Raw genomic sequence first — 21,355 nt, forward strand, 5'->3', positions numbered from 1 at the left:
CCAATTGCGGGATGGCCATGGAGAAGACCAGACCCGGTTTGACCCAGGGGGTGGGGCCGGCCACGGAGCGCGGCGAGCGCACGCGCCGCAACCTGCTCGCCGCCGCCGAGGTGGAGTTCGGCGAGAAGGGCTTTCACAACGCATCGATCAGCAGCATCACCCAGCGCGCCGGGGTGGCCCAGGGGACGTTCTACCTCTACTACCGCTCCAAGGAGGAGATCTTCCGCGCGCTGGTCGAGCACATGAACCGCACCATGCGCCGCTATCTCAGCGAAGCCATCGAGGGCGCGGCAAACCGTGCCGAAGCTGAGCGCATCGGCCTGGAGGCGTTCCTACGCTTTTGCCGCGAGCACGAAAACCTTTACCGGATCGTGATGGAGTCGCAGTTCGTCGATCCGGAAGCGCATCGGTGGTACTTCCAGACCCTGGCAGGAGGCTACGCCGAGCGCCTCGAGGCAGCACAGGCCCGCGGCGAAGTCCGCCGCGGGGATCCCTACACCCAGGCACTGGCGCTGATCGGGATCGCATTCTTCATGGGCAAACGCCACCTGATCTGGAGCGAGGACGGCACCCCCGAGAGCGATGTCCTGGCAGCAGCCACGGAGATCATCCAGCACGGGATCACCCCGGACCCGGGTAAACAACCTTAGCGCGGCCCACCCGGGCCGCGCCCCGGGGCCCCAGCCTACTGCTGCCTAAGCACCGCCATCCCCCGCTCCACCGCAGGGCGCTCGCCGATCTCATCCGACCAGCGCAGCACGTTGGGGAAGTCGCCCATGCGCTGCCCCAGGCGCTCGGCCACCTGAACCCACGGATAGGTCGCCATGTCGGCGATGCTGTAGGCCGCCCCACCCAGGTAGGGCACCTCGCCCAACCGACGGTCCAGAACCCCGAGCAAGCGCTCCGTTTCCTGGGTGTAGCGCTCGATGCCGTAATCCACCCGCTCCGGCGCCTGGTTGCGGAAGTGGCCCGCCTGACCGAACATCGGTCCGACGCCACCCATCTGGAACATCAGCCACTCGATCACGCGCATCCGCGCGGCCGGATCCGTCGGCAGAAACTGCCCGCTCTTCTCCGCCAGATAGATGAGGATCGCCCCGGACTCGAACACGGAGAACGGCTGCCCGCCGGGCCCCTCGCTATCGACGATCGCCGGTATGCGGCCGTTCGGGCTGATGCGCTGGAACTGCTCGGCAAACTGCTCGCCCTTGCCGATATCCACACCGTGGACCCGGTACGCGAGCCCCATCTCCTCGAGGGCGATGTGCACTTTCTGTCCGTTGGGGGTTGGCCAGCTGTAGAGTTCGATCATGGTGCCTCCCAGGTTCGTGTCGCCACGGCGGGGACACCGCGGCCTTTCGGCATCGTAAAAGACGAATGTTTTCCGGGTCGACGACGGATTGGGCTACAATACTGGCCATGGATGCAGAAACCCGTCCCCTGGAAGCCGAGCCGGCGCCCCGGCGCCGCAGTCGAACCGTCCGCATCGGTGACCTGAGCATCGGTGGCGATGGACCGATCGTGGTCCAGTCGATGACCGACACCGACACCGCTGACGAGGTGAGCACCGCGGTCCAGGCCGCCGATCTGGCCCGGGCCGGATCGGAGCTCGTGCGGGTCACCATCAACAACGAGGAGGCCGCCGCGGCCGTGCCGCGCATCCGCGAGCGCCTCGCCCGTATGGGGGCCGAGGTACCGCTTGTCGGCGACTTCCACTTCAACGGGCACAAGCTGTTGCGCCGCCACCCGGAGTGCGCTGAGGCCCTTGCCAAGATGCGCATCAACCCCGGCAACGTCGGCAAAGGGAGCCGACGCGACCCGCAGTTCGCCGAGATGATCGAGATCGCCTGCACCTACGACCTGCCTGTGCGGATCGGCGTCAACTGGGGAAGCCTCGACGACAGTGTCCTCACCCGGCTGATGGACGCCAATGCGGCGCGAACGGAGCCGCTGCCGCCGGAGACCGTCATGCGCGATGCGGTGGTCACCTCGGCGGTGGAGAGCGCGCAACGCGCCGAGGAGCTGGGCCTGCCCGGTGATCGCATCGTGCTCTCCTGCAAGATGAGCGGCGTCCAGGATCTGGTGGCGGTCTACCGCGACCTCGCCCGGCGCTGCGATTACCCCCTCCACTTGGGCCTGACCGAGGCCGGCATGGGGGTGCCCGGCGTAGTCGCCTCCTCGGCGGCCCTGGCCATCCTGCTCCAAGAGGGGATCGGCGACACCATCCGCGTCTCGCTCACGCCGGATCCCGGAGGCGCCCGAACCCGCGAGGTCGAGGTAGCGCAGCAGGTGTTGCAGAGCATGGGGCTGCGCGATTTCACGCCGCGGGTCACGGCCTGCCCCGGCTGCGGCCGCACATCCAGCGACTTCTTCCAGCGTCTCGCCGAGCACATCCGCAGCCATATCGATGCCCGCATGCCGGATTGGCGCGAACGCTACCCCGGTGTCGAGGGGCTGCGCATCGCGGTGATGGGTTGCGTGGTCAATGGCCCCGGCGAGAGCCGCCACGCCGATATCGGCATCAGCCTGCCGGGCGCCGGCGAGCAGCCCTCGGCCCCAGTCTTCATCGACGGCGAGCGCTCCGTGACCCTCAAGGGGGAGCGCATCGCCGAAGAGTTCGAGCAGATCGTCGAATCCTACGTCGAGCAGCGTTTCGGCTGACCGCCCCGGGGGACCCCCCGGCGGAGGCGGTCCTACCGCGCCCGTCGGGAACGTCCCGCCCGATGACCGGCATGCTTCGGGCCCCGCTCGGTGAGCACGCCGCACACCTCGCACCGCCACGGACCGGTTCGATACTGCCGCGCAAGCCACTCCCGCGCCGCCGGACGCTCCACCAGATCGGCCACGGTGAGCCGCTCCATGAAGTGGGCAATATCCGCCATCAGCCGGCTCCAGACCGCACCCTCAAGCGCGCTGCGGTAGTGGGTTCCGGCCTCGCGCCGCTCCACCGCCGCGATGATCTCCGCCACCGTCACCTCAGTCGCCGGACGGGCCAGCCGGTACCCGCCCCCCGGCCCGGGGATGCCCTCGATGATCCCGTGTGGCCGCAGATCGGCGAAGATCTGATCCACGTAGGAGGTGGAGATATTCTGACAGACCGAGATCTCGGCCAGCGGGACCGGGCCGATCTCGTCGTGGAGCGCGATGTGCAGCACTGCGCCAACGGCGTAGCGACCACGGGCGGTAACCTGCACCAGGGTGTTCGGATCGGCGTTCGCGTACATGGCACAGCCCTCACGGTTTTGAGCGATTCTATTGTGGACCAGTCTAGTCCATTTTTCGTTCTGTGCCAATTTGCCGCATCACGCCGCCCCCTCAATCAATAAGGGGGCACATTGAAGGCGTGGTTCACCGGCCCCGCCCCGGACCCAAGGCCGCGGGCCGTGCGCAGGGCTTCCTGGAGGTAGTCCCGGGCGCGGGCGACGGCATCGGCCATAGGCAGCTCCCGGGCGACCCCGGCAGCGATGGCGCTCGCCAGGGTGCACCCGGTGCCATGGTTGGAGGTCGTGTCGATCCGTCGGCTACGAAAGCACATCTCGCCGTCCGGCGTAGCCAGGCAATCGATAACCTCTTCACCGGCCGCATGCCCGCCCTTGACCAGGACCGCTCCGGGGCCGAAACCGCGCAGGGCTCGGGCCGCCTCCCGCAGGCCGGCCTCGGTGCCCGGCACGGATCGGCCGAGTAGCACCTCCGCCTCGGGCAGATTGGGGGTGAGGAGGGTTGCCCGTGGCAGCAGCACATCGCCGAGCCGCTCGGCGGCCGCTTCGGCCAGGAGTCGATCGCCACTCTGGGCGACCATCACCGGGTCCACCACCAGCGGCACGCCGGGCGCCAGGGCGTCGAGTTCGGCGGCCACCGCATCGATGACCGCAGTGTCGTGGAGCATGCCCGTTTTCACGCAGTCGGCACCGATGTCGGCGAGGACCGAGCGCATCTGAGCGGCCACAAAACCGGGCGGGATCGTGTGCACATCCTGGACACCCCGGGTGTTCTGCGCCGTCAGCGCGGTAATCGCCGTGCTGCAGTAGCCGCCGAGCGCCATCACCGCCTTCAGGTCCGCCTGAATGCCGGCCCCGCCCCCGGAGTCGGAACCCGCCACCACCAGCACCCGCGCGTTACCGAAACGATCCGTCATGCCTACTCCTCTCCCGATGACGCCCCTGCCTCCCCGGCAAGCTGCTCGCGGACGCGGTTGCGGTCCACCTTGCCGGCGCCGGTCAGCGGCAGATCCTCGTAAAAGCGAATCAACCGCGGCACCTTGTACCGTGCCAGCTCCCGCTCGGCAAACTGTAGGATCTGCGCCGCATCGACATCGGCACCCTCGCGTGCGACCACCGCAACCGCCGGCACCGCACCCCAGCGCGGGTCGGGCACGCCCACCACCGCCGCCTTGCGAACACCGGCGTGGCGCAGCAGGACCTGCTCCACCTCCTCCGGGGCGATGTTCTCGCCGCCGCTGATAAACATGTTGTCCGCGCGGCCGACCAGGCGCACATAGCCCTCAGCATCCTCGTGAGCCAGGTCACCGCTGTAGACCCAGCCGTCCGCGAGCAGCGCCCCGGCACTGCGCTCGGGCTCGTCGAGGTAGCCGTCAAAGTTGTGGGGGCTGCGCATCAGCAGCACGCCGACCTCACCCCGGCGCACCGGCTCTAGCCGTTCGGGATCGACGATGCGGTAGTCCGTGTGAAACATCGAGGTGCCCACCGAGTCGTGGTGCTCGCGCAGTTCATCGATGCCCTGATCATCACCGACATAGAGGAAGTTCGACGGACCCGCCTCGGTCATCCCGTAGGACTGACTGACACGGATCCCCCGCTGCCAGAACGGCTGCATGGTCCAGGAGGAACAGGACGCACCGGCAGTCGTGATCTGCTCCAGCGTGCTCATATCCACCCCGGCGAAGCGCGGATGCTCGGCCATTAACTGCAGCATGGCCTCAACTGCACCGAAATGGGTGATCCCCTCCACCTCGATCAGCTCCAGGGCCTGCCCGGCGTCGAAGCTGCGCGGCATGACGGTGTAGCCGCCGGCGTAGAACACCGGAGTTAGGGTGTTCCAGCCACCGATATGGAACAACGGAAAGGTCAGCAGCTCCTGCTGAGGCCCGAGCGATCCGCCACTGCTGACCAGAATGTCCACGGCGTTCCAGACCATCTGCCGATGGGAAACCACGCAGATCTTGGGCGTGGCCGTGGTTCCACCGGTGTGCACGTAGAGACACGGGTCCGAGAGGGCCAGCGGACGGTTCTGACCGGTGCGCGGATCCTCGCCCGCATCCACGGCCTCGAACCACCGGCCGCGCCCATCGGCCAGCTCGACACGCTGGGCGCCGGCGGGCAAATCCAGGTCCGCGGCCAGCTCGGCGAAGGCCTCATCGTAGAACAGGGCGCGCGGCGCAACCCGCCGGACCAGGTCGTTGAGCTCAGGTTGCGCCAGGCGGTAAGACAGCGGCGCCAGGATCACACCGGTCTTGCCACAGGCAAGATAGAGATCGACCGCCTCGAGCCGATTGCGCGACAGAAGGCAGACCGGTTCGCGGGGGCCGATCCCCAGGGTCTCGGTCAACAGGGCCGCAGCACGCTCGGCCCGCTGATCGGCCTGGCGATAGGTGATGCAACGCTCGCTGTCCGGCTCGTAGAGCGCCATCCGCTCCGGGGTCAGCGCAGCGCGCCGCCCGGCCCAATTGCCCACCCACTCCATGGGCAGATCATCGTAGCTAGACCCCGCTGCCATGCAGCCTCCTCGTCGTATCGGGATGCAGGACGTCAGCCCTGCTTCTGCTTCCAGTAGCGCCGCAGCCCCAGTGCGGACATCCAGGCCGGATTGATCGCCTGATGCCCGGCCCAGTCCGCCGGATCCAGCCCCTGCTCCAGCGCCCACGCCTCTAGCCAGGCGGTGTAACGGGCCTGCAGATCGGCGACATCGTTCGCCTCGGCCACCGTTTCGTCCGCCCAGCGCGTCAGGTCGCGCAGGCCACGGCGCAGGGCCGCCAGATGCTCCGGCGGATCCAGGAACAGGCCAAAATGGGTCAGCGCCAGGTACTCCGGTTGTTGCGCAGCGATGTGCGCCAAGCTCTGCCGCCACCGCTGCGGGTCGAACTCCGGTGGCGGCGCGGGCGGGATGACCACCCCTGAGTGGGGCATGCGCACGCCGCCCACGTCACCGGTGAAGCAGACATCGTCGAGCTGGAAGGCCAGGTGGTGCTCGGCATGCCCCGGCGTGTCCAGGGCGACCACGCCGACTCCGCCCACGGCGACCTCGTCACCGTCATCGAGTGTGGTGATCTGCTCCTCGGGCACCGGCAGGCACTCCCCCCAGAGCCGATCCATGTCGTCTCCATAGATCCGCGAGGCGCTATCGAGCAGACGGCCGGGGTCGATCAGATGGGGGGCACCCCGCGGGTGCACGTACACATGGGCGCCCTGACGGGCCAGCCAACCGGCGGCACCGGCGTGGTCGAGGTGAATATGGGTGAGCAGCAGGTGGGTGATATCCGTCGGCGCCAGGCCCCGCCGCCGAAGCTCGAACTCCAAGCCGCCGATCGTGCTGCCGGGGCCGCTCTCGATCAGCATCGCCCCGCCTTGATGACGGATCAGGAAACTGGCAATGCGCCCGGCCTTGCCCTGGAAGTGGAGATCGATCACCTCCACCGGAACGCCGGTTCGCGAGCGTATGCTGTCCACGACGGACCTCCTCTGCTTGAATGGTAAGGGCCGTATAAGGTCTACGCTAGCATGGAGCAGGCGCCATGGTCCGAGTCACGCCGCGTATCGCCACCCTGACCGGGTTCTCGCTGATCGGCGGGGCCGCCCTGGCCGAAGAGGTCATCGAGGCTCATCACGATACGGAGTATCACGGTGTGCGCATCGTGCAAGTCGCCACCGATTTGGAACACCCCTGGGGACTGGCTTTCCTGCCCGAAGGTGGCATGCTGGTCACCGAACGGCCGGGTCGCATCAATCGGGTCGAAGACGGCCGGGTGGAGCGCTTGTCCGGCGGGCCCGACCGCATCCACGCGCGCAACCAGGGCGGGATGTTGGATATCACCCTGCATCCGGACTTCACCGACAACCGCTGGGTGTACTTCACGTACGCGCGGGGGGATGCCAACGAAACCACCGTGGCCCTGGCCAGGGCGCGCCTCGATGACGGCGCGCCGCGGCTGACCGACCTCGAGGAGATCTTCGTGGCCGATGCCGCCGCCACCCCGGGCCGCCACTACGGGTCGCGGATCGACTTCAAGCCGGACGGCACCCTGCTGATGACCGTCGGCGATCGCGGCGACGACGAGCACGACCCGGATACCCACCGGGCGCAGGACACCGGCGACCACGTTGGTACCACCCTGCGCCTCAACGACGACGGCTCGGTCCCCGGGGACAATCCGTTCGTGGCCGACGACCAGGTGCGCGACGAAATCTACTCCTACGGCCATCGCAACGCCCAGGGCCAGTTCATCCACCCCGAGACCGGCGCGATCTGGCAGACTGAGCACGGCCCGCGAGGCGGCGACGAACTCAACCGGGTCCAGGCGGGGTACAACTACGGCTGGCCGATCATCTCCCACGGCCGCGACTACGCCACCCAGGAGCAGATCGGCATCGGGCGCCACGCCGAGGGCATGGAATCCCCCATCCGTGACTGGACACCGGCGATCGCCCCTTCAGGGCTGGATCACTACAGCGGCCAGGCGTTCCCGCGCTGGGAGGGAGATTTCCTGGCCGGCGCCTTGGTGCGTCCGGCGATACGCCGCGTGGTCATCGAGGACGAAACGGTCGTCCACGAGGAAGAGATCCTGCGCGATACCGTGGGCCGGGTTCGCGCTGTTGAGGAAGGGCCCGGGGGCCATATCTACCTGCTGACCGACGAATCCGATGGCGGGATTTACCGCCTGGAGCCTGCCGACTGAGGGAGCCTGTGCCGCTACTCGAGCTACGCAACGTCCAACTCGCCCTGGGGCACCACCCCCCCTTGCTGGAAGACATCAACCTGACCGTCGAATCAGGCGAACGCGTCTGCCTGGTCGGACGCAACGGCGCCGGGAAATCTACCCTAATGCGCATTCTCACCGGCGCCGTCGAACCCGATGACGGCCAGGTCCTCTGCGACCCGGGCGTCCGGGTCGCGCAACTGGCCCAAGAGTTGCCCGAGGACACCAGCGGCACCGTCTATCAACACGTGGCCGCAGGCCTCGGCAAGCTGGGAGAGACCGTCGAGCGTTACCACCGGGTCGCCGAGGCCGTTGCCGCCGGCGACACTGATCGCCTCGACGAGATGCAGGCCTGCCAGGACGCGCTGGACGCCCAGGGCGGATGGGACCTGAAGCAGCGAGTCGAGGCCGTGATCTCCCGCCTGGACCTCGACCCCGAGGCAGCCATGGCGAACCTCTCCGGCGGCGTGCAGCGTCGCGTGCTGCTCGGCCGCGCACTGGTCACGGCCCCGGACCTGCTCCTGCTCGACGAGCCGACCAACCACCTGGACATCGAGGCCATCACCTGGCTTGAGGGGTTCCTCCGCGACTGGCCAGGGGCGCTGCTGTTCATCACCCACGACCGTGCCTTCCTGCAGAGCCTGGCCACGCGCATCGTGGAGATCGACCGCGGAGCACTGATCAGCTACCCGGGCGACTACCAGAACTACCTGCGCCGCCGCGAAGAGCGCCTCCACGCCGAGGAGCAGCAGCGCGCCGAATTCGACAAGCGCCTGGCCCAGGAGGAAGCCTGGATCCGACAGGGCATCAAGGCCCGGCGCACCCGCAACCAGGGACGAGTCCGGGAACTCCAGCGCATGCGCGCCGAACGGGCCGAGCGCCGTGAGCATCAGGGCAAGGCGCGCTTCAGCGTTCAAGAAGCGGAGCGCTCGGGCAAGATTGTCGCCGACGCCGAAGCAGTAGACTTTGCCTACAACGACGCCACCATCATCCGGGATCTGAACACCACCGTCCTGCGCGGCGACAAGGTGGGCCTCATCGGACCCAACGGCTGCGGCAAGACCACCCTCATTCGGCTGCTGCTCGGGGCACTGGAACCAACCCACGGGACCATCCGTCGCGGCACCCGGCTGGAGATCGCCTACTTCGACCAACAGCGCGCCGTGCTCGACGAGGACGCCAGTGTTCAGGACAACGTCGGCGGGGGGCGCGAGCACATCGAGATCAACGGCCAGTCCCGCCACGTGCTCAGCTACCTGCAGGACTTCCTGTTCCCGCCGCAGCGCGCCCGTCAGCCGGTGCGGGCACTCTCAGGCGGGGAGCGCAACCGCCTGTTGCTGGCCCGGCTGTTCAGCCAACCGGCCAACCTTTTGGTGCTCGACGAGCCAACCAACGATCTCGATGCCGAGACCCTGGAACTGCTCGAGGACCGACTGCTGGATTTCTCCGGGACGGTGCTGGTGGTCAGCCACGACCGCGCCTTCCTCGACGCGGTGGTCACGCAGAGCCTGGCCTATGAGGGCGATGGCCGCTTCCGCGAATACGCCGGCGGTTATACCGACTGGCAGCGACAGCGCCCCGGACCGGCCCCGCAACGCCGCTCCGAGCGCGGCGCCAAGGCATCGCCGGACAACGACGCCCCGGACACTGGCAGGCGAACGTCGGGAGGGCGCAGCTCAGGTGCGCCGAAGCGACTGACCCGGCGCGAGGAGCAGGAGCTGGCCGGCCTGCCGGAGCGTATCGAGGCCCTTGAACAGGAGCAGGCACAGCTGCACGAGCGGTTGGCCGATCCCGCACTTTACCAGAGCGACGATGGGCATCTTGCCTCGCTGCAGGAGCAGCTGGGGGAGCTTGAGTCGCGCCTGGAGGCCACCTACGAGCGCTGGCAGGAACTCGAGGCGCGCAACCAGTCCCAGTAATCGGCCGACCAGCGACGGACCACCTGGGGCGTCAGTCGGGCCGCTGGTACATCCCGCTGCCCCCCTCGGCTCCGGGGGCGCCACGCGTGTCCCCGGCCGGCGCTGTGATTTCCTCAACCTCCTCCGGCGAGACCTGCTCCACGTCACCCCAGGGTGGTGGCCCCTGCGGCCGACGCTCCATGACGTGTTCCAGGGCCACGGGCTGCAGCACCGTGCCACCATCGATGCGGAGCTCGTGGATCTGCGGAGGGTTCAGGGCGGTACCGAGGGCCGCCAAAGCCAGCGCGGCTGGCGCCAGGATCCAATGCGCCGGATAAGCGGGCCGATCTGCACCGTTGAGATCTTCGTAAGCATGCATTTCTGAGGTACCTACAGGCTCTCTTCCAGAATGGACCGCCGCTGCTCGGGGCTCAACGCAACCGCGTTGCGCCGGTTCGACCCCTTCTCGACCACGGCGTCCAGGTGGCGATGGTCGATACCGTAGCCGGCCAGCCCGGGAAGGCCCGCGTGCAACCGGGCCTGGTGACGCCAGTGGTCGAGGGCTTCGATCAGCTCGTCGGCCCGGGAACCGCCGCCGAGCTGGACCGAGACCGCAGCCATCCGCTGCTCCACCCGCTCCTGCGTCGCGCCACCTACGGCGCGGGCCTCGGCGAGCGTCTGACGCATCGCCGGCGACAGCACGTTGGCACATGCCACTCCGTGCGGGACCGGCGCCACCGCTCCAAGCGGCCCGATGAGCCCGTGCACGATGCCCAGGCCCGTATGGGTCAACGCCACACCCGAGACAGTGGCGGCCAGAGCCATGGCGTGGCGCTGAGCCTCCAGATCCGCGTCCCCATGGCGGCAGATCAGTTCCGGAAGCGCCGCACCTGCCTGCTCAAGCGCATACATCAGCCAACAATCCAGCAACGGCGAGGTCGTGGGCGCCAGGTAGCTCTCAAGCAACTGCGAGAAGGCGTCCATCCCCGCGCTGGCCACCACCGCCCGGGGCACTGAGGCCGTCAGTCGTGCGTCGAGGAGCACCCGGTCGGCTACGTACCCGGGGTGGCGCAGCGACTTCTTGTAGCCCCGCTCCAGCCCGGGTTGACCGAGTACGGCGTTGTGGGTCACCTCACTGCCGGTGCCCATGGTGGTCGGCACGGCGATCCATGGGACGCGGCGCCCGGAAGGTGCGCGATCCCCGACCCCCTCTAGATAGGCCCGCGTCGGGCCCTGCTCGCAGGCCATCGCCGCCAGGGTTTTGCCGACATCTAGGACACTGCCCCCGCCGAGCGCCACAACCAGGTCGACACCCCCAGCAGGCAGGTGCTGACGCTGCTCATCCACCCACTCGGCGCTCGGCTCACCGCTGACGGTCACCGTCGCCAGGCTCCATCCCCGGGCCTCCAGTTCGCCGACCGCCTGCCGGGCCGCCGGCAGATGCGCGAGCGTAGCCCGCCCGGTGACCAGCACCAGGGTGCCGGGCCCGGGGCAGAGCTCTTCGGCCCAGGGTCGCAGCCACTCCACGGCCCCGGGGCAGTGGGCCATGCGCGGCAACTGGATCGGCTGGAGGATCGGCGGCGCCTCGCCCATACCCTCTTCCTCTAGTCCTTCTCGGCGCCCTGCTCGACCCAGCGGATGATCCGGTCCTTGTCGCGCTCGGAGAGGCTGCCGCCAAGCGGCATCTGCACATCGGCCGTGCCGTCGATGCGCTTGACCAGCTCACTCTCGCCGGGCTCGCCGGGCACCACGATCGGGCCGTTCTTGCTCCCGTCCATGAGCGCTTCGTACGAGGTCAGATCCAGGTCCCAGATGGCGTTCCCGGGAGCATGACAGGAGACACAGGCATCCCGCATGATCCGGTCGATCTGCGCGTAGGAAACCCGGGCATCCGGGTCTTCATCCACCTCCTCGTCCGCGGCCGGACTGGCCGAACCGTGGACCAGCTCACCGCCGTAGTAGCCGAGTACGACCACCACCAGGAACGACGCCAGGTAGCTGGCCAGCACCGCCGGCGAGCGGTAGGTCAGCCTGGCCGGAAGAATAGCCGCGATTCCCAGCAGCACGGCGAGCACGATGCCGAACGAGACCTTGATCTTGAAGGTGGTCGTCCAGTTGCCCCCGTAGTAGTAGAGCCAGTCCATGAAGCCGAGCAGGATGGTCGGGAAGACCATGATGAAGCCCAGCGTCACGCAGTGACGCGCCGTGATCGCGTACTTCTCGTACCGCGGTGACCGCGCTACAAGCGCGAAGACCAGCGCTGCCACCACCAACCCGATGGTGACGTGGACCGCGATCGGGTGCACCGGATGGGTATACCCGAGGCCCGCCAGGAAGTTATAGAAGAAATCGACGCTCATGCCTCACCTTGTATTGATCGTGCGCTGCCCAGCCTGCGGTGCATCGGCCCGGAGCCGCCCTGCCCGCTCAGTAGCGGACCGGGACCGGAAGGCATCGCGCAACAACTTATCAGTCAGCACTCTTTTTGACCATCATCAATGCTCTTTTTCGTCACCCAAAACCATCCTGGCGGCACCGCCCCTGCGCCGTCCACGCCGTGCAAGGATGAGCGCAGCTGCCTGCACGCGTATCATGCTCCCCACGGGCCCGCGACGTCGGGTGCCCGCCACCGGAGCGGCAAGCAAGGGGTCGACGTGTCCGAGCAACTGTCCTCGCGGCAACAACAGCAGCCGCCGCTGCACACCGCGCACATGACGGTGGAGCCGTACGCGCGCCAGGCGCTCGCAGCTGGGCGCTACCGAGAGGCCATCAAGCACTACCGCACCCTGGCGCAGACCGAGCCAGAGAGCACCTGGGCCGAGGGCCTCGCCGCAGCCTACCGCGGGCGCGCCCTGGAACTCGCTGCCAAGGGCATGCCCCGCGAGGCATTGGCCATTTGGGAGAACCGCGAGTGGCGTTGCCCCGGCGCCCTGCCGGAACCGGAGCAGATCCGTCTACTGCTGGAACTCGACGAGGCCGAAGCCGCACAGGCTGCCTACATCCGCATGTGCGAGGCCGGAGCAACGGAGCCGCTGAGCCGGGCCCGCCCTCACCTCGCGGCTTGCTACCTCGCCGCCCCCGAGCGCCTGGCAGAGCTGGATCCCGAAGACCCCGTGCGCGCCGATGGCGATACGGCACTGGCAGCCCTGGCGGCTTACTGTACGGGTCAGGATGAGGTCGCCGCCCAGCATCTGCGGACGATCCCGTACCGCTCGCCCTACCGCGACTTCGTGACCGTGCTCAAGGCGCTCATGATCGAGCCGGAGCAGCAGCTGTCCGCCGAACGTCTGCTCGAGGGCGTCGATGACTCCTCACCCTTCGCCCCGTTGGCCGAGGCCGCACGGCTAGCCCGACTCCCCGACCCCGAGCTGCTGCCGGCACTGACCCGGGTCGACGAACCCCTACGCCGCTTCGCCACTGCGCTGCGTGGCTGGTCGACGCAGCGTTACGAGCTTTGGCGCGAGCTCTTCAGGCCCGAAGCACCGCAGCCAGACGCCGATCTACCCGCCGTCCTGGCGGACTGGCGAAGTGAGCTCGGCGAGCAGTGGTCCCGTCGGCAACGAATCCGCCTCGCCTTCCAGGAGGTGGCCGTCCATGGCCGCGCACTGGTGCTGCCCGAAGAGGCCGACGAGTTCGAGCAGGCGCTCCTGCAGGCCTGGTGCACCGAGTGTTTCCAGGCCGATGACTACACCGCTGTCCTGGCAGCCTGGCAGGCAGTAATCGCCGCGCTTCGCGCCGATGCCGAGCCGGTCCCCGGAGACCAGAACGCCTTGCGTATCGCCGCAATCCAGCGCCGCTTGGCCAGCGAGCTGGGTCTGCTCCACACCCCCCTCGCGGCCGAAGCCGAAAACGCCCTGGCCGAGAGCGTCACCCTGGATCCGGATCATCTCCCCGGCCACCGGCTGCTCATCCAGCGCCACCGCGACTGCGGCCGCATCGCCCAAGCCCGCCGATCGGTGGATCAGGCCCTGGCCCGCTGGCCCGAGGATCGCTCCCTGCTCCAGGAGGCACTGGAACTCGCGCTGCACGGTGAAGATTTCGAGGGGGCTGCGGACTTCGCCCGGCGAATCCTCGAACGCGACCCGATCAATCGCCGGGCCCGGACCGTGCTCCACGACGCCCTGCTGTCCCGCGCACGCTCCGCCTGCGCCGAGGGGAACCCGGAGGCTGCCCACACGGCCCTGGCCCAGGCGGAGACCTGGGCGGACTCGGCGGCGGCGCAGGCCCAGCTCGAACGGCTGCGTACCGTCGTCGACGCCACCCACGGCAGCGGCACCAAAGCCCACCGTTGGCGTGCTCGGACCCTCACCGACGGCCGCACCCTCGGCCACGCCCTGGCGCTGGCCACCGAGGCCGAACTCGCCGGCCAGCCGGCCGCGACAGTGCTCGTGCAAAGCGGCCTGAACCCCCCGAAACGGATCGACCGGCAGCAGCTGCGGGATCTCTGCGAATGGATTCACGAAGTCGCCGCGGAGGCCGGTGGCATCCTCGACCGCGCCCTGGGGCCCTTCGCCCCGGCCCTGCGCCGAGCCGTCCGCATCCGGACCCTCGACCTGGACGATTACGCTGCGGTCTGCGAGGCGCTGCGTGCGGCGGGCCAGGAGGAGCTGCGCGGCCACTTCGCCCGCGAGGCACTGCGCCACCGCCTGGAGGACCCGCTGTTCACCGTGCACAACCTAGAGGCACGATACGCGAACGAGGAAGCCGGCCGCCCCACCAGCCGGGAGCTCGACCAGCTCCGCCGGGCCTTCCGGCAGGCGCGCCGCAGTGATGACAAGCGTACGGCCCACCGGGCCGGGGTTCTGATCAAGCGGCTGATCCCCGACCCGGAGCACGGTGCCTGAACGACGCAGGCCCTTGACCCGAGCACCGTCTATGGATAAGACCCTGAACCCGATGCCAAGGCCCGATCTCGAACACGCGGACCCATACCTCTGTCTGGGCGTCGAGCGCGACGCCGATGACGCGGCCATCCACGCGGCGTATCTGGCCGCGGTCCGAGCCTGTCCGCCGGAGCGCGACGCCCGACGCTTCGAGGCCCTGCGCCAGGCGTACCAGGCCATCCGGACCGAGCGGCTGCGCCTGGCCCAGGAGCTGTTCGATACCCGGCCGGCTACGGCAATCGATCTCCTCGATCGGGCCGCGCCCACCGAGGCGCCGGGACGCCCCGATGAGGAGACCTTCCGTGCGGTACTGGGGCCAAGGGGCAAGCGGTGATGGACAGCAGTGAGCGCGAAGCCCTGGTCGATCGCTTCCGCGACTATCTCGAGCGCAGTGCGGAAGCACCGCAGCCGGAGCAGGCGGCCCCGGCGCCGGACCTCCATACCCTGCTCACCGAGATGGCAGCGCTCAAGAACGACGTTCGCCTGGAGTCACGCCAGTACAAAACCGCACTGGATCAGCTCAGCGAGGACTGTGAGACACTGCGTCAGCAGAACCGGCAGCTGCAGGAACACCTGGAGCGGGAGCGCCGCCGCGCCGATCTGGCCCACGACGACGCCGAACACGCCCTCCTCCAGGAACTGATCGACCTGCGCGACCGTCTCGCCGCCGGGCACCGCCAAGTCACGAGCCACCGGCCCGGCTGGCTGGCCCGGCTCGGTGGGGCGCGGCGCTACCTGGGCCGCATGGCCCAGGGCATGGAGATGAACCTGCGCCACCTGGATGAGATCCTGGCGCGCCGCGGCGTACAGGTCCAGGAGACCGTGCGAAAGCCCTTCGACCCGCAAACCATGCACGCGGTCGACACCGCCACCGAGCCGGAAACCGATCACGGCGTGGTCCTGCGCGAGGTCCGCCAAGGCTTCCTGCGCGGCGACCGGGTCCTGCGGACCGCCGAGGTTATCGTCAACAAGAGGGACAGCACGTAGTGAATGACATCATCATCGGCATCGACCTAGGCACGACGAATTCCGAGGTTGCCGTGGCCCGCAATGGCCGCGTGCAGCTCATCGAGGTCGAGGATGCCTACCTGATGCCCTCCGCCGTCGGGCTCGACGAGCACGGCGCCCTGCTTGTCGGCCAGGCGGCCCGCAACCAGCTGGCCCTGCACCCGGAGCGGACCGTGCGCTCGATCAAGCGGCGCATGGGCGAAGACATCAAGATCCCGCTGGGGGATCGCAGCTACACGCCCCAGGAGATCTCCGCGGTGATCCTGGCCCGGCTCAAACAGGCGGCCGAGGTGCAACTGGGCGAACCGGTCCGCAAGGCCGTCATCACGGTGCCGGCTTACTTCTCCGACGCCCAGCGCCAGGCCACCCGCGACGCTGGCACGCTGGCCGGACTGGACGTGGTGCGCATCATCAACGAGCCTACCGCCGCAGCGCTCGCCTACGAAGGGGATCAGCCCGAACGGCGCCACATCCTTGTCTACGACCTGGGCGGCGGCACCTTCGACGTTTCCGTCGTGCGCATGGAGCAGGACGTGGTGGAGGTCCTCGCCAGCCACGGCAACAACCACCTCGGCGGCGACGATTTCGACGCCCTGATCGTCGATCAGCTGCGTGCCTACGTGAAGGACGACCACGGGGTCGACCCGGCCGACGATCCGCGCGCCATGGCTCGGCTCCGCCACGCCGCCGAAGCCGCCAAGATGGACCTCTCCGGTACGCCGATCGCCCGCATCGAGGAGGCCTACCTGCTGGAGGGCCGGCAGGGCCCGATCAACCTGTCGGTGGACCTAACCCGGGCCGATTACGAAGAGATGATCGAACCGCTGCTCGACGAGACCCTGGAGGCAGTGCGCATCGCCCTCGAGGACGCCGAACTGGCGGTGAACGACCTCGATGAGATCGTGCTTGTCGGCGGCACCACCCGCACCCCGCGGATCCAGCAGCGCCTGGAGGAGTTGCTCGGCGTTCAGCCGCGCGGAGAGATCGACCCGGATCTGTGCGTGGCGATGGGCGCGGCGATCCAAGGCGCGGTGATCGCCGGGGAGCAGGTGGCGAGCATGCTCGTCGACGTCACGCCGTACACGTTCGGCACCAGCGCCATCGCCGAACTCAACGGCGAGCGCTATCCCTACTGCTTCATCCCGGTGATCCGCAAGAACACACCCATCCCGGTCACCCGCAGCGAGGCCTTCTTCACCTCGTACGACGGGCAGGAGGCCATCGACGTCCGGGTCTTCCAGGGCGAGGACCCGGATGCGCTCAACAACACCCAGATCGGCTCGTTCCGCATCGAGGGACTCAGCGATGTGCCCGCCGGTAACGTGATCATCACCACCTTCTCCCTGGACGTAAATGGCATCCTCCACGTCTCCTCGGTCGAGAAACTCACCGGCAAGCGCAAGGAGATCACCATCGACAGCGCCACGGCCCGCTTTGAGCGCGAGGAGATGGGTGCGGCCCGCGAGCGGGTCCAGGACCTGATCGACAGCGACGCCGAGTCACCCGGCCGGCAGGCCGTGGCGGATTCGCCCGGGAACCGGACCGCGGAGTTGATCGAGCGGGCGGAACGACTCTTGGATCAGGCCAACCCCGAGGATCGCGAGGACCTTGTCGACGCCATCGAGCAGCTGCGCGACGCGCTCGAGCAGGAGGACGCGGCCGCCATCGAGCAGGCCCGCGAGGCCCTCTCCGACCTGGTGTTCTACCTGGAGTCCTAATGAACCGCTGCCCCAACTGCCGCGCCCGGACCGAGGAGCACACGGAGCACTGCCGGCGCTGCGGCATGGAGCTGGCCCTGCTGCGCCGCACCGAGCAGGCCGCCGAGCAGTGGCTGCAGGAGGCGGTCCGGCGGCTGGCCGCCGGCGAGCCGAGCGCGGCGGAGCAGGCGCTGCAGCGCGCCCGCACTCTGCAGCCCGATCCCCTGGCCGTGCAGCTGATCGGTTTCCTACGCTCCCGCGCTACCGGTTCCGACTGAGTCCACGGGCGTACGCCGGACTCACTCGCGGTCGCCGAGCCGCTCGAGCATGTCGTCCACAGCCGCCTTGAGCTGGCGATCACGCCCCGCCACCTCATCCTCCGGGCGCTGACGGACCCGGATCTCCGGCTCGGCGCCGTGGTGCTCCATATCGGTGCCGTCCGGCAGGTACCAGCCGCGGAAGGGGCGCCGCACCGTAGCGCCATCGATCAGGGTGTGCCGCCCCGTAGAGATCACGCCGCCGTAGGTCTGCTCACCGACCAGGGTCCCCCGCTCCAGGGTGTTGAAGGCGTGCGCCAGGATCTCGGCGTTGGAATAGCTCTTCTGATTGGCAACCATGTTGATCGGCAGCGTGTAGCGGGGGGCGTCCAGGCGGTCCTGCGGGTAGTGTCCGGTGCGCCCCGGATCGGCTCCTGCGGGCACGGTGTAGGCGTGCTCCGCCGCCATGATCGAGGTCAGGATCCGGTCCGTGGTGTGCCCACCACCGTTGTTGCGCACATCGATTACGAGCCCCTCTTTTCCGTCGGCCGCCGGGTACAGGCTCCCCTGAAAGGCCTCCAGGGAGGCCTGGTTCATGGCCTGGATGTGAATGTACCCGAGCCGGCCCTCGGAACGATCCTCGACGAGCCGGCGGCGCTCCTCCCGAAAGGCGTCGTAGCGCAGCTCCGCTAGCGCCGGATAGTCGACCGGGGTCACCAACGTGTGCAGCAGCCGACTGCCGTCACCGTCGGCCTCCGGGCGGCGGAAAGCGATGAGCAGCTCGTCACCGACCCGGCCGCGCAGGCGCTGGAGAAGGGTCTCGTCCGGATCCAGGTCCCGCCCGTCAATAGCCACGATGGTATCGCCGCGCTGCAGGGGCATGGGTCCGTGGGCGGCGGGCGCGTCGGGAATCACCGAACGCACCCGGTACCCCGCACGGCCATCGGCCAGGGCCACGCGCTCGTGGCGGATGCCCAACCGTCCGGAGGGCTCGCGCAGCGCCGATCCGGGCCCCGGATTGCTCACGCCGGTATGCGAGGCAGCCAGTTCCCCCATCAGGCGGTTGGCGATGTCACTGAATTCGCTGGCCGTCCGCGCCCGGCGGATCAGCGCCTCGTAGTCGGCCACCAGCGCCCCCCAGTCCAGCCCCTTGAGGTCCGGCTGGTAGAAACCCTCCTCGATGACGCGCGCCGCCTCGCGAAATTTCTGGACGGCCTGGGCCTGGCGGTCGATGCGGATCCGGTCACTGATGTCGGGGCGCTGGTGCTCACCGCCGGAGAGCTGCACCACGCCGGCGCGCCCCCCGGCGACGTACACCACCCGGTCGCCGCGCAGGCTCAGGTGCTGGATATTGGCCACGGGCCCCAGGCGCCGGCGCTCGCTGCCGTCCCAATTCATGACCATCAGCCCCTCGCCGGCACTGTTGAAGACGTAGCGGTCGCCGGCGGGGGTCATCCGGTTCGCGTATTCGTTGCCCGCCGCGCGGCTCACCCGCTCGACCCGCCGCCACGCCCCCTGCAGATCAAACTCCGGCGGATCCTCGGCACCCGTGTCGTCCCGCGTAACATCCACGCTGCCGGCGGCCAGGACCGGCAGCGGCTCACGCTTCTGCTGCGCCTCGCGCCCGCGGCGATAGTAGCGATCGAGCTCCAGGCGGCTGTAACGCGCCAGATCCGGATCCAGGTAGACCCGGTAGAGGTCGTAGCTATCGCCGCTGCGGTTTGATACGAACGTCAGCACGCGCCCGTCGGCGGACCAGCGCGGGTTGAGGTCGTTGCGGGGGTGGCGCGTGATATTGATTGGGTCCGCCGAGCCGTCGGCAGGGACGATGAAGATGTTGGCGCTGAAGTCCAGATCGTTCTGCGCGTAGGCGATGTACCGGCCGTCCGGCGACCAGCGCCAGTCAATGGTGGCATCCCAACCTTCGACCAGCGTGTGCGCTTCGTTCCCGTCGATGCCCTGGACAACGAGATCTCCACGGCCCCGGCGAAACGCGATCCGTGTCCCGTCCGGGGATGGCCGCGCATCGCGCTCGTTCGCCTCGGTCTCAACCAGCGGTCGCACGGTGAACTGCAGCGCGTCGTGCCAGCGCTCCGGATCAGCAGCCGGAGGCACCGGATCGGCCTCCAAGGCGGATAACGGCTCGGACTCCGGGGCCGGCTCCGGGTCGGGCTCCGGCGGCGAAACCGGGTCCGTGGGTCCGGGGTCGAGGCGCGGATCGCCCGGTTCCGGCGGCGGGTCCACCGGATCGGTGGGCGCGAACGGGTCGTCCGGATCAGACGCCGCACCGTTGCCGTTGCCCTCCTGCACCGGGGGCCGCTCCCCGGCCTCGGGGGACCGCTCCACGCCAGCGGATACATCAGCCTCTGCCGGGCTCACCCAGCCCCGACGGACCTCGCCGCGGGTCAGGGCCACCCCAGCGGTGTAGATCGACTCGGAGTCCCCGCTATCCCGGGTGAAGTAAAGCCGCAACCCGTCCGGCGACCAACGCAGGTCTTGGTGACGGGCGTGGGTGTCCGGGGTGACGGGCCGCGTGGGGCTATGCTCGTCCATGTGCCGTATGTAGACCCGGCCGTAGGCAATGTACGCCATTACCTGGCCGTCGGGGCTCAGCGCCGCCTCACTGACCTGGCGCCCCACCGAACGCAGCTCGTAGCGGTCATGTCCCGGATCTCCAGCGCGCAGGGCGACCGGCTCCGGAGCGGGATCCGCCGCCTCGAGATCGAGAAGGTAGAGCCGGTCCCAGACCTGGAGCACCGCCCGGCCCGCCTCCGGGGCCACGTCGAACGCCTGCACGTCACGCTGATCGAAGTCGGTCAGGCGTTCGACACCGCCGGACTCACCCTCCAGGCCGATGCGGAAGAGATTCACCGTGTCGTCTTCCCGATCCGAGAGGAAGACCAGCGTCTGATCGTCCAGCCACTTTGCGCGCCCGTCATCCCCCTCGCTGCGCCGGGTCAGGGCAGCGAAGGCATCCTCGTCACGATCGTACAGCCATAGATCCCGGGCGTCCGGACCGCGGTAGTGCCGCCGACTCCAGCCGTGATAGGCCCCTCCCCGGGTAAACGCGACGTGGCGGCCATCCGGGGAGACGCTCGGTTCGGATCCGAAGGCGTCGTGCAGCCGCTGCGGCTCACCGCCATCTGGCACCACGCCATAGGGGCGCTGGTCGCGGTAAACGTCGGCCTCCAGCTGCCCCGAGAAGGTAATCAGCGGTTCGCCGTCGCGGTCCACACCAAACCCGGGGCTGCGCAGGAAGCGATCGCCGTGGGTAACCTGCTGCAGCCCGGTTCCGTCTGGTCGCATGCGCCAGAGATTGAGATAACCGTCACGCAAGGAGGCGAAGACCAGTTTCTGCCCGTCGGCGGACCAACTGGAATGGAGATCGTCGAGACGATGGCCGGTCAGCCGGGTCGCGGTCCCGCCGGTGGCGCTGACCCGCCACAGGTCGCCGCCCCAACTGAACACCAGTTGCTCGCCGTCGGGGCTGATCGATGGGAACCGTGGCAACTCGACGTCGGTCTCGGACTCGCCGGCCCCGGCCGCCAACGACAGGGCCAGCCCGAGAATCGCTGCGAGCCCGACAACCAGGGGTGGGATCACGCTTCGCATGCCCTGACGCTACCATCCGCGGCGTCGCCCCACCACACCGCCCAAGCCACCCGCGGGGGCGCCCGGGCGG

The 21,355-nt window shown here is 68.8% G+C and carries 18 protein-coding genes; 9 read left to right on the forward strand and 9 right to left on the reverse strand.

Annotation, left to right across the window (positions count from 1 at the left end):
• The first annotated feature begins 17 nt into the window (after nucleotides 1–17).
• A complete protein-coding gene (locus LRG10_RS09310) occupies nucleotides 18–650 on the forward strand; it encodes a TetR/AcrR family transcriptional regulator (protein WP_238635269.1) in 633 nt (210 codons plus the stop codon).
• Between the two features lie 35 nt (nucleotides 651–685).
• On the opposite strand, the gene LRG10_RS09315 is transcribed toward LRG10_RS09310, so the two are convergent.
• The gene (locus tag LRG10_RS09315; RefSeq protein ID WP_201243110.1) at nucleotides 686–1,312 is read right to left on the reverse strand and encodes a glutathione S-transferase N-terminal domain-containing protein; all 627 of its coding nucleotides are present in this window, start codon (nucleotides 1,310–1,312) and stop codon (nucleotides 686–688) included.
• Nucleotides 1,313–1,419: 107 nt separating this feature from the next.
• On the opposite strand from LRG10_RS09315, the gene ispG reads away from it, so the two are divergent.
• A complete protein-coding gene (ispG, locus tag LRG10_RS09320; RefSeq protein WP_238635277.1) occupies nucleotides 1,420–2,661 on the forward strand; it encodes a flavodoxin-dependent (E)-4-hydroxy-3-methylbut-2-enyl-diphosphate synthase in 1,242 nt (413 codons plus the stop codon).
• Between the two features lie 32 nt (nucleotides 2,662–2,693).
• Here the strand turns inward: ispG and LRG10_RS09325 are convergent, their stop codons facing one another.
• From LRG10_RS09325 to LRG10_RS09340, 4 genes are all read right to left on the reverse strand, one after another.
• Nucleotides 2,694–3,224, reverse strand: a complete 531-nt coding sequence (locus LRG10_RS09325; RefSeq protein WP_201167705.1) for an Rrf2 family transcriptional regulator — start codon at nucleotides 3,222–3,224, stop codon at nucleotides 2,694–2,696.
• 95 nt (nucleotides 3,225–3,319) lie between these two features.
• Nucleotides 3,320–4,135: a bifunctional hydroxymethylpyrimidine kinase/phosphomethylpyrimidine kinase gene (gene thiD / locus LRG10_RS09330; protein WP_201167708.1), complete on the reverse strand. Its 816-nt coding sequence runs from the start codon at nucleotides 4,133–4,135 to the stop codon at nucleotides 3,320–3,322.
• A 2-nt stretch (nucleotides 4,136–4,137) separates the two neighbouring features.
• Nucleotides 4,138–5,733: an AMP-binding protein gene (locus LRG10_RS09335; protein WP_238635279.1), complete on the reverse strand. Its 1,596-nt coding sequence runs from the start codon at nucleotides 5,731–5,733 to the stop codon at nucleotides 4,138–4,140.
• A 32-nt stretch (nucleotides 5,734–5,765) separates the two neighbouring features.
• The gene (locus LRG10_RS09340) at nucleotides 5,766–6,683 is read right to left on the reverse strand and encodes an MBL fold metallo-hydrolase (RefSeq protein ID WP_201167713.1); all 918 of its coding nucleotides are present in this window, start codon (nucleotides 6,681–6,683) and stop codon (nucleotides 5,766–5,768) included.
• Nucleotides 6,684–6,748: 65 nt separating this feature from the next.
• Here LRG10_RS09340 and LRG10_RS09345 point away from each other — a divergent pair, with 65 nt between their 5' ends.
• Both LRG10_RS09345 and LRG10_RS09350 read left to right on the forward strand, forming a co-directional pair.
• Entirely contained in the window at nucleotides 6,749–7,909 is a 1,161-nt protein-coding gene (locus LRG10_RS09345) for a PQQ-dependent sugar dehydrogenase (protein WP_201167721.1), read from the forward strand.
• An 8-nt stretch (nucleotides 7,910–7,917) separates the two neighbouring features.
• Nucleotides 7,918–9,849, forward strand: a complete 1,932-nt coding sequence (locus LRG10_RS09350; protein ID WP_201243107.1) for an ATP-binding cassette domain-containing protein — start codon at nucleotides 7,918–7,920, stop codon at nucleotides 9,847–9,849.
• 31 nt (nucleotides 9,850–9,880) lie between these two features.
• On the opposite strand, the gene LRG10_RS09355 is transcribed toward LRG10_RS09350, so the two are convergent.
• From LRG10_RS09355 to LRG10_RS09365, 3 genes are read right to left on the reverse strand one after another with little or no spacing between them, the layout of a single operon-like run.
• Nucleotides 9,881–10,207 (reverse strand): hypothetical protein, encoded by a 327-nt coding sequence (locus tag LRG10_RS09355; RefSeq protein WP_238635288.1) that lies wholly within the window; start codon nucleotides 10,205–10,207, stop codon nucleotides 9,881–9,883.
• A gap of 11 nt (nucleotides 10,208–10,218) precedes the next feature.
• Nucleotides 10,219–11,421, reverse strand: a complete 1,203-nt coding sequence (locus LRG10_RS09360; RefSeq protein WP_238635294.1) for an iron-containing alcohol dehydrogenase — start codon at nucleotides 11,419–11,421, stop codon at nucleotides 10,219–10,221.
• Between the two features lie 11 nt (nucleotides 11,422–11,432).
• Nucleotides 11,433–12,188: a c-type cytochrome domain-containing protein gene (locus LRG10_RS09365; RefSeq protein ID WP_201167729.1), complete on the reverse strand. Its 756-nt coding sequence runs from the start codon at nucleotides 12,186–12,188 to the stop codon at nucleotides 11,433–11,435.
• A gap of 294 nt (nucleotides 12,189–12,482) precedes the next feature.
• Here LRG10_RS09365 and LRG10_RS09370 point away from each other — a divergent pair, with 294 nt between their 5' ends.
• From LRG10_RS09370 to LRG10_RS09390, 5 genes are read left to right on the forward strand one after another with little or no spacing between them, the layout of a single operon-like run.
• Complete coding sequence (locus LRG10_RS09370) at nucleotides 12,483–14,672, forward strand: hypothetical protein (protein ID WP_201167731.1); 2,190 nt, start codon at nucleotides 12,483–12,485, stop codon at nucleotides 14,670–14,672.
• A 31-nt stretch (nucleotides 14,673–14,703) separates the two neighbouring features.
• A complete protein-coding gene (locus LRG10_RS09375; protein WP_201167733.1) occupies nucleotides 14,704–15,045 on the forward strand; it encodes a molecular chaperone DnaJ in 342 nt (113 codons plus the stop codon).
• Nucleotides 15,045–15,698 (forward strand): nucleotide exchange factor GrpE, encoded by a 654-nt coding sequence (locus LRG10_RS09380; protein ID WP_238635295.1) that lies wholly within the window; start codon nucleotides 15,045–15,047, stop codon nucleotides 15,696–15,698. Before LRG10_RS09375 ends, LRG10_RS09380 begins: the two co-directional genes overlap by 1 nt.
• Nucleotides 15,698–17,437 carry an Hsp70 family protein gene (locus tag LRG10_RS09385; RefSeq protein WP_201167735.1) on the forward strand — a complete coding sequence of 580 codons (1,740 nt, stop codon included), beginning with the start codon at nucleotides 15,698–15,700 and terminating at the stop codon, nucleotides 17,435–17,437. Before LRG10_RS09380 ends, LRG10_RS09385 begins: the two co-directional genes overlap by 1 nt.
• Nucleotides 17,437–17,694, forward strand: a complete 258-nt coding sequence (locus LRG10_RS09390) for a hypothetical protein (RefSeq protein WP_201167736.1) — start codon at nucleotides 17,437–17,439, stop codon at nucleotides 17,692–17,694. The genes LRG10_RS09385 and LRG10_RS09390 overlap by 1 nt, the downstream gene beginning before the upstream one ends.
• Before the next feature lie 21 nt (nucleotides 17,695–17,715).
• On the opposite strand, the gene LRG10_RS09395 is transcribed toward LRG10_RS09390, so the two are convergent.
• Nucleotides 17,716–21,285, reverse strand: a complete 3,570-nt coding sequence (locus LRG10_RS09395) for a S41 family peptidase (protein WP_238635296.1) — start codon at nucleotides 21,283–21,285, stop codon at nucleotides 17,716–17,718.
• Nucleotides 21,286–21,355 lie beyond the last annotated feature (70 nt).

The organism is Halorhodospira sp. 9628 (assembly GCF_022228075.1).
Classification (GTDB): domain Bacteria; phylum Pseudomonadota; class Gammaproteobacteria; order Nitrococcales; family Halorhodospiraceae; genus Halorhodospira; species Halorhodospira halophila_A.

Excerpts from the sequence above, each read along its gene's own strand:
- LRG10_RS09335 (WP_238635279.1), bottom strand. The coding sequence starts at position 5,733 with ATGGCAGCGGGGTCTAGCTACGATGATCTGCCCATGGAGTGGGTGGGC.
- LRG10_RS09395 (WP_238635296.1), bottom strand. The coding sequence starts at position 21,285 with ATGCGAAGCGTGATCCCACCCCTGGTTGTCGGGCTCGCAGCGATTCTC.
- LRG10_RS09310 (WP_238635269.1), top strand. The coding sequence starts at position 18 with ATGGAGAAGACCAGACCCGGTTTGACCCAGGGGGTGGGGCCGGCCACG.
- LRG10_RS09325 (WP_201167705.1), bottom strand. The coding sequence starts at position 3,224 with ATGTACGCGAACGCCGATCCGAACACCCTGGTGCAGGTTACCGCCCGT.
- LRG10_RS09375 (WP_201167733.1), top strand. The coding sequence starts at position 14,704 with ATGGATAAGACCCTGAACCCGATGCCAAGGCCCGATCTCGAACACGCG.
- LRG10_RS09365 (WP_201167729.1), bottom strand. The coding sequence starts at position 12,188 with ATGAGCGTCGATTTCTTCTATAACTTCCTGGCGGGCCTCGGGTATACC.
- thiD (WP_201167708.1), bottom strand. The coding sequence starts at position 4,135 with ATGACGGATCGTTTCGGTAACGCGCGGGTGCTGGTGGTGGCGGGTTCC.
- LRG10_RS09390 (WP_201167736.1), top strand. The coding sequence starts at position 17,437 with ATGAACCGCTGCCCCAACTGCCGCGCCCGGACCGAGGAGCACACGGAG.
- LRG10_RS09315 (WP_201243110.1), bottom strand. The coding sequence starts at position 1,312 with ATGATCGAACTCTACAGCTGGCCAACCCCCAACGGACAGAAAGTGCAC.
- LRG10_RS09380 (WP_238635295.1), top strand. The coding sequence starts at position 15,045 with ATGGACAGCAGTGAGCGCGAAGCCCTGGTCGATCGCTTCCGCGACTAT.
- LRG10_RS09355 (WP_238635288.1), bottom strand. The coding sequence starts at position 10,207 with ATGCATGCTTACGAAGATCTCAACGGTGCAGATCGGCCCGCTTATCCG.
- ispG (WP_238635277.1), top strand. The coding sequence starts at position 1,420 with ATGGATGCAGAAACCCGTCCCCTGGAAGCCGAGCCGGCGCCCCGGCGC.
- LRG10_RS09345 (WP_201167721.1), top strand. The coding sequence starts at position 6,749 with ATGGTCCGAGTCACGCCGCGTATCGCCACCCTGACCGGGTTCTCGCTG.
- LRG10_RS09360 (WP_238635294.1), bottom strand. The coding sequence starts at position 11,421 with ATGGGCGAGGCGCCGCCGATCCTCCAGCCGATCCAGTTGCCGCGCATG.